Here is a 13869-nt window from a genome sequence, read left to right as displayed (position 1 = left end):
TCTGGAATCCACACTGTTAGTCGAATCGTCCAACAACGTCGTTCGACCAGCGAACGGAAGACTCGTTTGCGAGCGAACCTGCATCCGGCAAGTAGTATTCCCTTCAATTTCCAATATTTTAAATACTAACAAGTTAGTAATTCATCACGTACGACACAATAATGCAGATTGCCGATTCAACTGCCGTCTGCCCCGAGTGTGACGGTAGATTACGAACCAACGGAACAGAAACGGTTTGTGAAGATTGCGGACTCGTATCCGCGGAGGATACGATCGACCGGGGGCCGGAGTGGCGATCGTTCGACGACGAAGAAACCGACCGACGACGAACCGGAGCACCCCTGACGCGCTCGAGACACGACCGTGGGCTATCGACCGAAATCGGGTTCGGGACTGGATCGAATGCCAGCTACCGGGCTCGACTGACCGGCCGAAAGCGACGACAGATCGCTCGCCTTCGTCGAGAGCACAATCGCGCCCGAATTTCGACGAAAGCGAAACGCAACCAGGTCTACGGCTTTAGCGAAATTCGTCGGATCACCGCGTCGCTTTCGCTTCCCAAGAGTGCCAAAGAACAGGCCTGTACGCTCTTCAAATCAGCCCAATCGGAGGGACTCTTTCAGGGACGCTCTCTCGAGGGGTTCGCCGCTGCATCGATGTACGCGATCTGTCGAACGTGCTCACTGGCACGAACGGTCGACGAAGTCACGGCCGTTTCCCGCGCTGACAGCGACGAACTGCAGGTCGCCTACGACGCGTTGAATCGTGAACTGGGACTTCCAACCGGTCCGATCGAGCCGACCCAGTATTTGCCTCGGTACGCATCGAAACTCGACCTCGAGAGCGCCGTCGAACAGCGAGCCAACGCACACGCCTCCGCATTGCTCGAGGCGGAAGTCATGAGCGGGCGAAATCCAAGCGGTGTCGCCGCAGCCTGTCTGTACAAAGCTGCCGGCGAACGCGACGAGTGGCCGACCGTCACGCAAGCCCAGGCAGCCGACGTTGCCGACGTCGCGCCGGCAACGATCCGGTCGACAGTCACGCTCATCGACGACTTGTAACGCGCACTCGAGTATTCGATGATTTTCTGCGTACGAACCCACTTTCGAGTCCGAGCACTCGCCAGCCGTTAGGTCGTCCGGAGAGTGTTCGTACTCGGCTCGTAGACCTCGCCTTTCTGTTTGAGTTTCTCGATTTCGTGTTCTGCCTTCGAGTGGTCCATTCCAACCTCTTCGGCGCGCTCTAAGACGATATCAACCGGTGCGCCGTCGTCGTACTCCTCTTCGATGTCGCTGATAAGCTGTTTGAGATTCTTGATCCGATCGCGTTGGGACTTCGAGGTTCCGGCCTCGACGATGTCCGCGTCGAACTCGCCGGTTTCGGGATCGACACCGATGTCCTGAAGACACGAGCGAACGATCTCGATGACGCGATTCGCGTCCGATTCCTCGACCGTATCCGAGAGTCGAACGCGGGCGCTGGCCTCCGACAATCGGACGAGGGCCTCGAGTTTTCGTGCCGTCACCGGAATCGGTGCGTCTTCGTCGGTTCCCTTCGAACGGAGATCGACGTAGAAGTCTCGAATTGCCGCTCGAGCAGCCTCCGTCATGCGGGGGTGACAGTTTTGCTTGGAGTATGCGATGTACTTTCGCAGGAGTTCCGCGTCTATTTCGGGGTCGACTTGCTCCGTCATCTCCTCGATTTCCTCGGTCGAGACGTCCATCGACGTCATCTGCTCGCGCTGGGTGGTCAACTCGCCCGCGTAGTTGGTGGTGATGATGTGTTCAGCGAGATTTCGGTCTTTCTCTTCGTCCGGCTGGTCCGTGACGGTAAAGATCAGGTCGAATCGCGAGATGAGCGCCGGCTCGAGGTCGATCTGCTCACTGATGGGTTCGTAGTGATCGAACCGGCCGTACTTGGGGTTCGCCGCGCCGAGTAGCGAGCACCGCGACTTGAGCGTCGCGTTAATTCCGGCCTTGGAGACCGAGATTTTCTGTTGCTCTAAGGCCTCGTGCATAGCACTCCTGTCCTCACTGCGCATTTTATCGAGTTCGTCGACTGCTGCAATTCCCTGATCGGCGAGGACGAGCGCCCCGGCCTCGAGCGTCCACTGCTGGCCGTCACCGAAGTCGTCGCGTACGGCAGCCGCGGTCAGTCCTGCAGACGAGGAACCCTTCCCCGAGGTGTAGACCGCTCGAGGCGCGATGTTCTGGATGTAGCCCAGCATCTGCGATTTACCAGTACCTGGATCACCGATAAGGAGCATGTGCAGGTCACCACGGATCCGCGAGCCGTCGGGTAACTGCTTCGTGACGCCCGAGAACAACTGGAGGATCATCGCGAGTTTCTCCTGATCGTAGCCGTAGATCGAGGGCGCGATGGAGGCGATCATCTTCTCGTAGATTCCGTCGCTCGAGGAGAGGCGGACGATCTCTTCTTTGTCCTCATCGGTGATGTCCATGTCCTCGAACTGCTCTTCGTCGATGTCGACGGACATGCCTTCCATGTAGAAGTCGAAGACGGGCGATTTCTCCTGTTGGTCGCCCTGTTGCTCGAGTCTGAGGACGCCGGTGGCGGAGACGTGATCGCCGGGCGTGACTTCGCCGGTGATGTCGTCTTCGATGTGGACGTCGAGTGACTGTGGCGTCTCGCCGCCGCGCAGTCCCTCTGGGCTCTCTTGCATCCGAAGCTTCTGGGAGTCGATGAACTCCGATTGATCGAAGTTGACGCGGAAGGGACCCTGCCGTTCACAGCCCTGGCACTCGTGGGGTTCCTGAAAGTCGCCGCTGGATTGGGGAATTCTCGAGAGCGTGCCACAGAGTTGGCACTCGAAGGCGGCTTCCTCGATCTTCGGACGGACGTCCGTTGCCTTTCGGACGATACCGTGAACCTGTACGAGCGAGTTCATATCCCGCGCACGAATGTCACGGATTTCTGGGGTTTCGGTGTCGGGAAGGTTCTTGACCCGGACGTGTGCCTGGCCGAGGCTCACATCGATGGGGAGGTCGTACAGTCGAAGCGCTTCTTCGGCGTAGCGCTGAAGCTGTTCGGGCTGATTGAGAAAGTCGTCTGCGAGGTCGGGATCGTATCGGTAGAGATCCTGCCAGTCGACGTGAAGCGAGCGCTGTTCGTTCGGATACCGCTGGGCGAGTTGCTTGATCTGGTTGTCGTAGTAGTTGCGGAAGAACTGCTCGAATGCGTCGACGAGTTCCGAATTTCCCGCTTGCGCCATTAGACACTCCTAGGTTCGCCACCGGGTATAAATGGTGGTAAAGCAGAGCGAAACTGATCGTCGAACGCTACCAGAGAACGAATCGGAAATCCGAACCGTTCGTTCACCGATCGCCACCAGCAGGATGCTGGGGCGCACACGCCGTGTTCCTGTCCCCTGTTCCCCTCCAGTCACCATCGCCACAGTTCCAATCGGGACAGCACCCATATGTATGTATGCCCGATTTGTATTGGCTGAGACGGACAGTACGGATTACGTTCAAGTCTTCACTCATTCGGGCCATCTGTCTTCCCGAGGTCGCTCGAGTCGACGCCGAGCGTTGCGATCGATCGAATCGCTTCCTCGACGGTGATATCGACGTCGTAGACGTGTTCAGCGGGCATGTGCATAATGAATCCGTTCGTTGTTGGATTCGGGCCAAGCGGAACCATGATCGTGACGAGCGTCCCGTTGTCGACTCGGTCTTCGATCGCGTGCGGCGTATTTGCCGTAAGAAAACCGAGCATATACGCATCTTTGTGCGGGAACTCGACGATTTTTACGTCCTGAAACTGCTCCGTATCGTCGTCGATCAGCATATTACTCGCTCGACGGACGCTCTCGTAGACCGTACTCACGCCCGGAATCGTTTCCATCGTCGCGTCTAAGCGCTGTGAGATGTATCTGCCGGGGGTGTACTCGGCGATGATCCCGACCAGCAAAAAGAACCCAATCAGGGACAACAGTGTCACGAGTTCAACGACAACCGTCGGTGGGTCGTTCGGAAGGACATAGACGATTCCCTGGACGACCGGAGACAAGATGTTCAGGACGAAGTTGAGGACGACGACTAGCACCAAAATCGTGATCACGAGCGGAATCGTGATCGCGATGCCGTTGATCAACCACCGCTTGAGGAGCGTCTTTCCACGTCTGTGAAATGCTGTCATAAATGCAGAGTAACGGAGGGTACTTATGAAGATGGCCAGTTTTGGAGAATATAGTCGATTTTTTGATGGTATAGGCAGCCCCCGCAATACACCACCTCCTCGAGATGGACGACGTGATCGGACGTGTCCCAGCCTCAAAACTCGAGGCCATCCCCGACGACCAACACAGAGTCGGGACTCACAACGTTGTTCGCAACAGAAGTATGGGATCGCCCGGATTTGAACCGGGGTCACGGGCACCCAAGGCCCGAAGTATACCAAGCTAACCCACGATCCCGTACCTCCACCTTTCCGCCGCATTGCATAAAGGGTTTCGTTCCGAGCCGAACGGTTTTACCGATCGAGGTGGAATTAACAGGTCCCATGACTGGCCTCGAGATACTACTGTTGATCCTCGTTCTCGTAGGCGTCCTCGCGGCGGCGACGATCGTCCGTGCAATCGCCCCCTTCATCGTCAACGCGGTGGTCGGGTTGCTCGTCTTGTTCTTGACCAGTGCGGTGTTCGGGCTCCCCATCGCGGTGACGCCGCTCGTGCTCGTCATCGTCGCTCTCGGCGGCGTCGTCGGCGCGGGCGCCGTCATCCTGTTGGCACTGCTGGGCGTCGCGTTCGTCCCATAAGTATCGCGTCACACGATTTTTCGCGGGCCGCTCGAGTCCTCGCTTAGAGTTCCGTCTCGCGAAGTTCGAGCTCCGCGATCAGTTCGTAGGGGTGGGCGTCCTTTCGTATGCCGTCGACGAGCGAGAACGCTTCGCCGGGCTCTAAGAAGTGTTCGGTGATGACCCGGCCGAGTGGCGTGGGCTCGAAGCCATCGATGAACTCGTACTGGAGGAGTTTGCCGATAGCGTGTTTCGTCGGGACGTCGCCGAGCATGCGGTCGTTGAGTCCCTTCGCGGCCTTCCCGCCGACGGTGATGTTCGCGAGCGTCTCCTCGACGGCCGCCCCTTCGTCGTAGTGGGTCATCACCGACTCCATGTCGCCTTTCAGCAGTTTGAACGCGACTTCGTCTTCCGACATCTCCATCGAGTTGTGGTAGGCGGTGTCGGGTTCGACGAGGACGTACACTTTCCCCTCGTCGTGGTAATCGGGACGACCCGCGCGCCCGAGCATCTGGTGGAACTCCTGGACGGAGAGCCACTCGATACCCATCGCGAGCGAGTCGAAGACGACCTGCGAGGCCGGGAAGTCGACCCCGGCAGCAAGTGCAGCGGTCGTCACGACGGCCGCGAGGTCCTGCTCGCCGAACTGACGCTCGACTTGTTTCCGGCGCTTGTAGTCCAATCCGGCGTGGTAGGGCGCGGCGGAGTAATCCAGTTTCCGCGAGATTTCGTGACACCGTCTGCGGGAGTTCGTGAAGATGATCGTCTGCCCGCGATACCCCTTCGAGGACTCGGTGTCGAACTCGCGTCTAACGAGTTTGTTCTCGATGCGAACCTTCTCTTGGCCGTCGGCAAATGTGACGTGGCGCTCGATAGGAACGGGTCGTTCCTCAAATTCGATGAGCGTCGACTCGAGGGCACTCGCTAACTGTTCGGGGTTGCCGACAGTTGCGGAGAGGTAGACCCACTGTGCGCCGCCGTAATCGTCTCGGCGCTTCGCTCGTGTTTCACACGTATATTTGAGCCGTGAGATGAGGCCGTCGAGTCGGTGGCCGCGCTCTTCTTCTTTGAGGGTGTGAACCTCGTCGATGACGACGGTGCCGATGTCGCCCATGTCCTTGCCCGTTCGCAGGGCGTGATCGATCCCCTCGTAGGTGCCGACGATGACGTCGGCGTTCGGATCGAACTGGTTCCCGTTGTCCGAAATGCGACTCGCACCCACGCGAATCGAGACGTCGACGAGGTGGCCGTACTCGTCCTCGAAGTCCTCGTGTTTCTGGTTGGCCAGCGCGACGAGGGGGACGAGAAAGAGCATCTTCCCTTTTCCGTTGAGAACGCGGTTGAGGCCAGTCATCTCGCCGACGAGGGTCTTCCCGGTCGCGGTCGCCGAGACGACCATCTGGTCGTCACCATCGAACAGTCCGTTCTCAACCGCGAGACTCTGAACCGGCAGTAGCGTCTCGAATCGATCCTCGAGCAGCCCCTGTAAGTCCGGGTGCAAATCGAGTGAGTCCACGCGGACGGGGTCGACCTCGTCGGTCGTCGCCGAGATGGTATCAAACTTCGTCAAATCGGGATCGAGTTGCCCCTTCAGCAGGTTGATGATCCGATCTAACTCCTGAACCTCGAGCATGAGGTCCTCAAGTCGGTCTTTGGCGGCACCGCTGACCTCGCCGCCACCGGAGTAGCTGAGTTGGCGCTCGAGTTCCTGGCGAGCGCAGTCCGTACAGATCCAGTCGTTGTCGTCTTTGATCGCCGTCTCCGTCGTGATCGGCGAGTATCGCCCCGCAGACGCACAGTAACGGCAGGTCCGGACGGCCTTGACTTTGTCCTCGAGTTGGTAGCCGCCGAACATCTCGGTGAGGTCCTGGCGGCCCGAGGACGACGTCTGCTCTGAAATTCGGATTCGCTTCGCTCGGCGGGCGAGTTCGACGAACTCGTCGGGTTGGCGAGGCTCTTCGCTCGAGCCGTCTTTGAGCCGGAACTTCGCCGGACGGGGACCGGCCGAGGTTTCCGAGAGTCCGAGTTTCGCCCGGAACAATCGCTTTCCGTCACGCTGGACGACGATCAGGTAGTCGTTGCCGACCTCGTGACAGAAGATCGTCTCGACATCCTGGACCTGCTTCGACACGACAGCAGGTAGTAGCGTCGCGTACTTGAGCGATTCGGACTTCATACGACCATTGCCACCATGCATCAATAGGGGCCGTTCGAACAGGAGTGGACTGTCCGTTTCGGATTGACAGAGGATGTAATGGACGGAGTATAGACAAGCGGCCTATAGGAGTCCCAGAAGCGGTATGAGAGCAAACCAGCTGATGTAGCTCAAGGAAGCGAGCATGAGGCCGTCGATGCGTTGGGAGCCAGCCGTACCGTCCAATCGACGGTGGATCAGCCAACAGAGCGCGAGGGCGTGGCCGAGACTCAGTGAAATCACTGGCCCGTACGCGTGAGAAGCCACACCGCGTCCGTACCAGACGAGTCCGACCAGCGCAGCCAACAGCGCCGTTCCCATCGCAACAGCCCGGACGCCCGCGAGTCCGAAGCGAACGGCGATCGTCTGCTTTCCGGCCGCCCGGTCGGCCGCGTAATCGGGGACGCCGGCAAGCGTGATCGATGGCAGGACGGAGAGCAAGAAAGGAACACCGAGCAGCCACGGTTCCGGAACGTGCCACGATCCGCCAATGACGAGAAAACCGATCATCAACACGCCGATACTGTGCGTCCAGGCGACCGTCGCCTCACCCAGGGTTCGATACGACAGCTTCAGCGGCGGTGCCGTGTAGCCAAGTGCCAACGCTGTGAGGACGACCATCGCACTCGAGAGCGCGATCGGCGACCCCGCTGTCGTGAGGACCGTCGCGATTCCGAACAGCCCGCCGAGTCCGAGCGTGAGGGCGATTCCTTGCCGTATCTCCTCGAACGACACTCTGTTATCGACCAGCACCTGCGAGCCACCCGTAAACGGTCCGGCGAACGTATTCTCGCGATCCGTCTCGTAGTCGAAATACTCGTTCGTGAGCACGGTCGCTGCCTCAAGGAAGCACAGAAATCCGAGTCCGAGCCAGTAGGCTGGCGAACTGAAGACCGCACTCGAGTCCGCTGCGGCCAGTGCGCCGATCGTGTACGCGAGCCACGCCATCGGATAGAACTGCAGTCTGAGCGCGCCGAGCCACGTCGTCAGTCGCTGTCTCGCTCGAGTGGCCCTCGATTTCGGGCCCGTCGTCAGCGAGCGCCCCAACTCCTCGACGTCCGCGAGCCACTCGTTGCGCTCTTCGAGCGAGGAGTCCTCGATCGGACCGATCTCGGTCACCCGCGTCGTCTCGATACCCGCGTACCCGAGGGTTGCGCGCTTGAGCGCGTTCGTCCCGGGCTGGCGGTAGACCCAACGATAGACCCACGGCGGCATGTCCATCGTGACGATCAACTCGGCGGTTTTGTCGTCCAGCAGTTCCACGTGACCCGCGCCCTCGCCCTCCTCGTACTCCGCGAACGCGAAGCCGGGTTCGAAGACGCGGTCGAAAAAGCCCTTAAGCTGCGCGGGCATCGTACCCCACCAGTTCGGGTAGACGAAGACGAGGTGATCCGCCCACTCGATGTCTCGCTGGGCTGTCACCAGGTCGTCCTCGAGTGGCTGGTCGCTCGGACACTCGGTGTGGACGTCGGGGTCGAACTCGAGGTCGCTGACGGCGAGCGAGCGAACGTTCACGCCCGCCTGGACGCAGCCCTCGCGATACGTCTCGGCCAGTGCACCGCCAAAACTTTCGTTTCGAGGATGTCCCAGAATAACGAGAACGTTCACGTCGTCTCGTTCGTCACTGGCCCGAGAAATAACGTTGTCCTCTTCGAACAGTTGCCCCACGCGAAACGACCGACCTGCAGGCAACGTCCCAACTCGCTGCTCGGTCGTTACTCGAGCAACTCGATCTCGTCGTCACCGTTGGGAACGGCACAGAGGAACGCACCCGGGTCGTCGCCCTCGTTACGGTACCAGTGGACCGTTCCCGCGGGAATCAAGAGCGAGTCGCCCGCTTCGACCGTGTACTCCTCGTCTCCGACCCCGACCGTGTACTCGCCCTCGAGAACGTACTGCTCGTGTTCGACATCGTTCGTGTGCTCGGGTACCTCCGCGCCCGCCTCGAGGACGAATCGACGGATCGCGAAGTTCGGTGCGCCGTGTTCGTCGGCGATCAAGACACCCTTCTCGAGGCCGTCCGCTGCGTCGACGGCTGCGTAGTCGATTTCGTCGCCGCGCCGAACCAACGGCTCGGCACCTGCTCTGTCCTCGGTGTTTGCGGTCGCGTCGGTCATACCGGGACGTACGCGCTGGTGGTACTAAACGTTCATCGAGTCGAGAACCGGGTAATCGAATCGCGAGCGACGGCGCCGTCGCTCAGGGGTGTAAAATACAGTTCTGAAGTGCCGATACCTCCGCGAATTCGCCTTACAGGCGCTCGACGTTCGTCGCGCGTGGGCCTTTTGGGGCCTGCTCGATTTCGAACTCGAGCTCCTGTCCTTCCTCAAGGTCCGGGCCGCCGATGTCTTCCATGTGGAAGAACACGTCGTCGTCCGCGTCCTCAGTTTCGATGAATCCGTAGCCGCCAGTGTCGTTGAAGAAATCAACGGTTCCTTTCGCCATTGCCTGTGAAGAGAGGCGGGCAATACTGATAAACCCATCGGATCTGCCAATATCATCCATAACGGCACGTACGACACACGTCCCTCGAAAATTCGCTACGCCAGTGCTACGTCTCGTTGCGGCCCTCGAGTCGGTGCACCGAAATCGCGACGAAGTACACGAGCATGAAGAGGACGAACCCACCGACGAACCCGACGAGTTCGACGGCGCCCAGAGAGACCGGCGAAATCACCACGAGCACGGCTAACGCGACGACGAAGATCGCGATGATGAAGAATCCGATAGCGTAGTAAAATCCCGTATCGGACTCGAGGAACTTCCGCATACGTCGACAATTTACTGCGAAGCGCAAAACCCTACCGGGTTCATACCTCGAAAGCCTTGGAGGGTTGCGCTCGCGTAGTCACCGTCAGCGTCGAACGCGCTGTGTCACCGACTCGCTGAGTGATGGTCGTTAGTGAAGCAAACTCCGAACCGTCGCGTCGTAGGAGTCGGGGACATCGTCGGCGATCACGTCGGGGTCGGTTTCGCCGTTGACGGTGACGAGATACGCGCGACCGTGCTCGTCGCCGTAGACGCCCTGAAAGTCGTAGACGAAGCCGTAGATGTCGAGGTCGGCGGGAACGACGTCGTCGTCCGCGGCTCGTAAGAACTGCGTCTGATACTCGACGTTGTACTCGACGAGTTGATTGATGATCTGACTCTCGTCCGCATCGGTGTCGATCAGGCCGCTCTCGAGGGCCTCCTCGACGACCGGAACGAGTAGCTCGACCCACTTGGAGACGCCCGCCGGGCCGGGAAGGTCACCCCCCGTCGCAGCGTTGTAGGCTGCGGTGACCGCCCCACAGCCCGTGTGACCGACGACGGCGACGGCGTCCGTGCCGGTGTGGTGGATCGGGTACAGGAGGCCGCCGTCGACGATCCGCTCGCCGGCGTCGTCGTCCCAGACCTGATTGCCGATGTTGCTCGGGGTGAAGACCGTTCCCGGCCCGTCCGTCCCCCACATCCGTTCCTGTGGAACCCGCGAGTCGGAACAACAAATCGTGACGACGTCCGGCTCTTGCCCGGTTTGTACCGTCCCGAAGTACTCCTCGGGAAGTCCCGTGACGTGGCGCTCATTTCCAGCGAGCAACTCCTCGAGTACGTCGTGTTCCGCGTCCATACGGTGCTAGTGACGGATCCCCAGCAAAACGGTTTCTGTTCGGTCCGAATTTGCGACGGCCACGAGACGCGACGGGGCGTCGACCCGTCCGACCAGTTGGTGGCCACGAGGCGCACCTGGGCGTCGAACTGGCCAGACGGTTGGTGAGAGAGGGAAGAATTGATCGAGCAGCCTGCATCGACGGTCGGAAATTACCGTCACTAACTGGTTCCGGGACCCAAATAGTCACTTACTAGCCCGCCTTTCACCGGCGTATGGCAGAAACCAGACAGTGGCAGCTCGCGAGTCGTCCCGTCGGAGAGCCGACGCACGAAAACTTCGAACTCGTCACCGTCGACCGACCCGAACCCGACGCGAACGAAGTGCTCGTGCGGACGCTCTACCAGTCCGTCGACCCCTATATGCGCGGTCGGATGCGCGATGCGGAGTCCTACGCCGAGCCGTGGGATGTCGGCGACCCCATGAAGGCGAACGTCGTCGGCGAAGTCCTCGAGTCGAACGCTAGCGCCTTCGAGGAAGGCGACGTGGTCACGGGGGACCTCTACTGGGCCGAACACGCCGTTGCGAGCGCGGACGAACTCCAGCCGGTGAATCCGGACCACGGACCGATTTCGACGGCCCTCGGCGTCCTCGGCATGCCCGGCGTCACGGCGTACTGGGGGCTCAACGACGTCTGTGATCCGATCCCCGGCGACACCGTCGTCGTCTCCGCCGCGGCGGGTGCCGTCGGCTCCGTCGTCGGCCAACTCGCCAAACTCTCGGGCGCACGCGTCGTCGGCACGGCCGGCAGCGAGGCGAAAGTCGACTGGCTCACAGAGGATCTCGGCTTCGACGCGGCGATCAACTACAAGGAAACCAACGATCTCTCCGGTGCGATCGACGAGGCCTGTCCGAACGGCGTCGACGTCTACTTCGACAACGTTGGCGGCCCGATTACGGACGCCGTCTGGCCTCGACTGAATCTCGACGCTCGCGTTGCCGTCTGCGGGCAGATCGCCCTCTACAACGAGACGTCGGTGCCGACCGGCCCGCGAAAGCTCACGAAACTCATCGAAACGCGAGCGACGGTCGAGGGACTGCTCGTCAGCGACTATCAGCCCCGTTGGGGCGAAGCGCTCGGGCGACTCTCGACGTTCATCCAGAACGACGACGTGCGCTACCGCGAGAACGTCGTCGAGGGCTTCGAGAACGCTCCGGACGCGTTCCTCGGCCTGTTCGAGGGTGAGAATATCGGGAAGCAAGTGGTGCAGGTAGCCGAGTACGAGCGATAACGCGGACAACGGCGGCCCGGATTCGCCGGTTCGAATTTATCGGTTCGTCAGTTGGTTAATCCGTCAGTCTGTCAGACAGTCAGTCCATCAATCCGTCAGTCCGTCAGTCCGTATCCGATTTTGAACAGGTAGACGTCGAGCGCGATGACGACGGCGGTGAGGGTGCTCAACACGGCGAGCGACGCGTACGGCGCGAACTCCGCGTAGGCGGCCGGCGCGACGGAGTGCATGTCCGAGTGCCCAATCAGTCCGTATCGAACGCTATCGACCATGTACACCATCGGATTCAACAGCGAGAGGTACACCTGCCAGGCGTAATCGAACATCTCGAGTGAGTAGAAGACCGCACCGAAGAACACGAGCGGGCGCAAGATGAACTGGTTCATCACCGTCAGATCGTCGAAATCGCGTGCCACGAGGCCGCCGATGATTCCGAATCCGGCGAAGAGGGCGGCGATGACCATCATCGTGACCACGAGAAAGAGCCCGTGTTCGATCGAGATGGGGACGAACACCCGGCCGATGACGGCGACGATGACGCCGACGATCAGGCCGCGAACGGCGCTCGCGCCGACGTAGGCGACGACCATCTCGGCGTAGGAAAGCGGCGAGGTGAGCGTCTCGTGGATGTACTCGTTCCACCGACCGTGGAAGATGGAGAACGAGGCGTTCTCGAACGAGTTCGAGATCGTTCCCAACACGACGAGTCCGGGGACGAGAAAGAGGATGTAGCCGATTCCATCGACCGGTTCCTCGATTCGACCGCCCAGAATGAGCCCGAAGACGGCGAAGTAGAGCACGTTCGTGATCGCCGGCGGCATGAACGTGTTCTTCGGGCGACGGATGAACCGCAACAGTTCTCGCTTGAAGAGCGCGCGAAAGCCGACGGAAAACATCAGACGACACCTCCTTGCTCTGGCTCGCTCGGTTCTGCGGTTTCATCCCCTGTGTCCGCTTCCATCGCTTCGGTTTCGTCGTTTTCGTTGTCCACATCGTCTACGGCGTCTTCGGCGTCCGACGCCGACGAGCGCGTGACGGTCCGATCCTCGCTTCGGGTCAGGTCGACGAAAATCTCCTCGAGCGACGTTCGCGAGATCTCGAGATCGGCGATTTCGTACCCTCGCGCCTCGAGATCGTTCAAGAGTCGCGGCGCGCTCGAACCGCCGTCGTCGACGCGAACGTCGAGACCGTCACCGGCTGGGGAGGGCTCGACGCCGTGTGCGTAGGCCGCGAGTTCGGACTCGAGATCGGCCGCCGCGGACGAGGTGATAGAGGACTCGAGACGAACCGAGATCGTATCCGTTCCGCGCGTTTTCAGGTCGTCCGGCGTCGCGACGGTTACCTTCCGGCCCTCGTTCATGATCGCGACGCGGTCACAGAGGCGTTCGGCTTCCTCGATGTAGTGGGTCGTCAAGAGGATGGTCGTTCCCTCTTCGTTGAGTTCGGTGACGAGATCCCAGAGGTCGTGGCGCAACTGGACGTCGACACCGGCCGTCGGTTCGTCCAGGATCAGGAGGTCGGGATCGGTGACGAGCGCGCGAGCGAGCAGCAGGCGGCGTTTCATCCCGCCCGAAAGCCAGTCGAAGCGCTCGTTTCGCTTGTCGTAGATCCCCACGCGTTTGAGCACCTCGTCGGCTCGCTCGGCGGCCTCCTCCTCGGGAATCCCGTGGTAGCCGGCTTTGTGCTGGAGGACCTCCTTGATGGGGAAGAATCGGTCGACGTTGAACTCCTGGGGAGCCACTCCGATCGCGTCTCGAGCCTGCTGGTACTCGGTTTCGACGTCGTAGCCGAAGACGCGCGCCTCGCCGCCGGTCTTTCGAACCAACCCGACCAGCGTGTTGATGAACGTCGTCTTCCCGGCGCCGTTCGGTCCGAGCAGCCCGAAGAATTCCCCCTCCTCGACGGTCAACGACAGTTCCTGTAGAGCCCGCAGATCGCCGTATTCCTTCACGAGATCGGCGGTCTCGATTGCCGGTGGCATCGGCGCAGTATCAGCCCCGGCCGCGGTTAAGAATGTTGAAAGCGGTACTCACGCTTGA

Annotated in this window: 13 protein-coding genes and 1 tRNA gene; 3 read left to right on the top strand and 11 right to left on the bottom strand. The window is 60.5% G+C overall.

The genetic code is table 11. From position 1 onward, the window contains the following. Positions 1 to 161 precede the first annotated feature (161 nt). The gene (locus BLW62_RS14225; RefSeq protein ID WP_090507713.1) at positions 162 to 1061 is read left to right on the top strand and encodes a transcription initiation factor IIB; all 900 of its coding nucleotides are present in this window, start codon (positions 162 to 164) and stop codon (positions 1059 to 1061) included. A gap of 68 nt (positions 1062 to 1129) precedes the next feature. Here the strand turns inward: BLW62_RS14225 and BLW62_RS14220 are convergent, their stop codons facing one another. The 3 genes from BLW62_RS14220 to BLW62_RS14210 form a co-directional block, all read right to left on the bottom strand. Continuing rightward, positions 1130 to 3232 carry a minichromosome maintenance protein MCM gene (locus BLW62_RS14220; RefSeq protein ID WP_090507712.1) on the bottom strand — a complete coding sequence of 701 codons (2103 nt, stop codon included), beginning with the start codon at positions 3230 to 3232 and terminating at the stop codon, positions 1130 to 1132. 266 nt (positions 3233 to 3498) lie between these two features. Next, on the bottom strand, positions 3499 to 4161 hold the full coding sequence (locus BLW62_RS14215; RefSeq protein ID WP_090507711.1) for a DUF502 domain-containing protein: 663 nt from the start codon (positions 4159 to 4161) through the stop codon (positions 3499 to 3501). A gap of 204 nt (positions 4162 to 4365) precedes the next feature. Continuing rightward, positions 4366 to 4438: transfer RNA gene (locus BLW62_RS14210), tRNA-Pro, on the bottom strand. Positions 4439 to 4524: 86 nt separating this feature from the next. Between BLW62_RS14210 and BLW62_RS14205 the strand changes: the two genes are divergently transcribed. Then, the gene (locus BLW62_RS14205; RefSeq protein ID WP_090507710.1) at positions 4525 to 4779 is read left to right on the top strand and encodes a hypothetical protein; all 255 of its coding nucleotides are present in this window, start codon (positions 4525 to 4527) and stop codon (positions 4777 to 4779) included. 43 nt (positions 4780 to 4822) lie between these two features. On the opposite strand, the gene BLW62_RS14200 is transcribed toward BLW62_RS14205, so the two are convergent. The 6 genes from BLW62_RS14200 to BLW62_RS14175 all read right to left on the bottom strand — a co-directional run bounded on the left by BLW62_RS14200 (position 4823) and on the right by BLW62_RS14175 (position 10559). Then, entirely contained in the window at positions 4823 to 6889 is a 2067-nt protein-coding gene (locus BLW62_RS14200; RefSeq protein WP_090507873.1) for a DEAD/DEAH box helicase, read from the bottom strand. A gap of 147 nt (positions 6890 to 7036) precedes the next feature. Continuing rightward, the gene (locus tag BLW62_RS14195; protein WP_090507872.1) at positions 7037 to 8560 is read right to left on the bottom strand and encodes an NAD(P)H-dependent oxidoreductase; all 1524 of its coding nucleotides are present in this window, start codon (positions 8558 to 8560) and stop codon (positions 7037 to 7039) included. A gap of 107 nt (positions 8561 to 8667) precedes the next feature. After that, complete coding sequence (locus BLW62_RS14190; RefSeq protein WP_090507709.1) at positions 8668 to 9069, bottom strand: cupin domain-containing protein; 402 nt, start codon at positions 9067 to 9069, stop codon at positions 8668 to 8670. 133 nt (positions 9070 to 9202) lie between these two features. Further along, positions 9203 to 9397 carry a cold-shock protein gene (locus BLW62_RS14185; RefSeq protein ID WP_004267330.1) on the bottom strand — a complete coding sequence of 65 codons (195 nt, stop codon included), beginning with the start codon at positions 9395 to 9397 and terminating at the stop codon, positions 9203 to 9205. 106 nt (positions 9398 to 9503) lie between these two features. Beyond that, positions 9504 to 9722 (bottom strand): hypothetical protein, encoded by a 219-nt coding sequence (locus BLW62_RS14180; protein ID WP_090507708.1) that lies wholly within the window; start codon positions 9720 to 9722, stop codon positions 9504 to 9506. A gap of 129 nt (positions 9723 to 9851) precedes the next feature. Then, the gene (locus BLW62_RS14175) at positions 9852 to 10559 is read right to left on the bottom strand and encodes a carbonic anhydrase (RefSeq protein ID WP_090507707.1); all 708 of its coding nucleotides are present in this window, start codon (positions 10557 to 10559) and stop codon (positions 9852 to 9854) included. Between the two features lie 254 nt (positions 10560 to 10813). On the opposite strand from BLW62_RS14175, the gene BLW62_RS14170 reads away from it, so the two are divergent. Further along, a complete protein-coding gene (locus tag BLW62_RS14170) occupies positions 10814 to 11830 on the top strand; it encodes an NADP-dependent oxidoreductase (RefSeq protein ID WP_090507706.1) in 1017 nt (338 codons plus the stop codon). A gap of 95 nt (positions 11831 to 11925) precedes the next feature. Here BLW62_RS14170 and BLW62_RS14165 read toward each other — a convergent pair whose 3' ends face one another. Next, positions 11926 to 12726, bottom strand: a complete 801-nt coding sequence (locus BLW62_RS14165; protein ID WP_090507705.1) for an ABC transporter permease — start codon at positions 12724 to 12726, stop codon at positions 11926 to 11928. Continuing rightward, entirely contained in the window at positions 12726 to 13811 is a 1086-nt protein-coding gene (locus BLW62_RS14160; RefSeq protein WP_090507704.1) for an ABC transporter ATP-binding protein, read from the bottom strand. Before BLW62_RS14160 ends, BLW62_RS14165 begins: the two co-directional genes overlap by 1 nt. Between the last annotated feature and the right edge of the window lie 58 nt (positions 13812 to 13869).

It is taken from the genome of Natronorubrum sediminis (assembly GCF_900108095.1).
Classification (GTDB): domain Archaea; phylum Halobacteriota; class Halobacteria; order Halobacteriales; family Natrialbaceae; genus Natronorubrum; species Natronorubrum sediminis.
This window is presented reverse-complemented; position numbering and strand designations above follow the sequence as displayed.

Bases quoted from the DNA above. Each gene is read 5' to 3' on its own strand.
- BLW62_RS14225 (WP_090507713.1), top strand. From the start codon at position 162: ATGCAGATTGCCGATTCAACTGCCGTCTGCCCCGAGTGTGACGGTAGA.
- BLW62_RS14220 (WP_090507712.1), bottom strand. From the start codon at position 3,232: ATGGCGCAAGCGGGAAATTCGGAACTCGTCGACGCATTCGAGCAGTTC.
- BLW62_RS14215 (WP_090507711.1), bottom strand. From the start codon at position 4,161: ATGACAGCATTTCACAGACGTGGAAAGACGCTCCTCAAGCGGTGGTTG.
- BLW62_RS14205 (WP_090507710.1), top strand. From the start codon at position 4,525: ATGACTGGCCTCGAGATACTACTGTTGATCCTCGTTCTCGTAGGCGTC.
- BLW62_RS14190 (WP_090507709.1), bottom strand. From the start codon at position 9,069: ATGACCGACGCGACCGCAAACACCGAGGACAGAGCAGGTGCCGAGCCG.
- BLW62_RS14185 (WP_004267330.1), bottom strand. From the start codon at position 9,397: ATGGCGAAAGGAACCGTTGATTTCTTCAACGACACTGGCGGCTACGGA.
- BLW62_RS14180 (WP_090507708.1), bottom strand. From the start codon at position 9,722: ATGCGGAAGTTCCTCGAGTCCGATACGGGATTTTACTACGCTATCGGA.
- BLW62_RS14175 (WP_090507707.1), bottom strand. From the start codon at position 10,559: ATGGACGCGGAACACGACGTACTCGAGGAGTTGCTCGCTGGAAATGAG.
- BLW62_RS14170 (WP_090507706.1), top strand. From the start codon at position 10,814: ATGGCAGAAACCAGACAGTGGCAGCTCGCGAGTCGTCCCGTCGGAGAG.
- BLW62_RS14165 (WP_090507705.1), bottom strand. From the start codon at position 12,726: ATGTTTTCCGTCGGCTTTCGCGCGCTCTTCAAGCGAGAACTGTTGCGG.
- BLW62_RS14160 (WP_090507704.1), bottom strand. From the start codon at position 13,811: ATGCCACCGGCAATCGAGACCGCCGATCTCGTGAAGGAATACGGCGAT.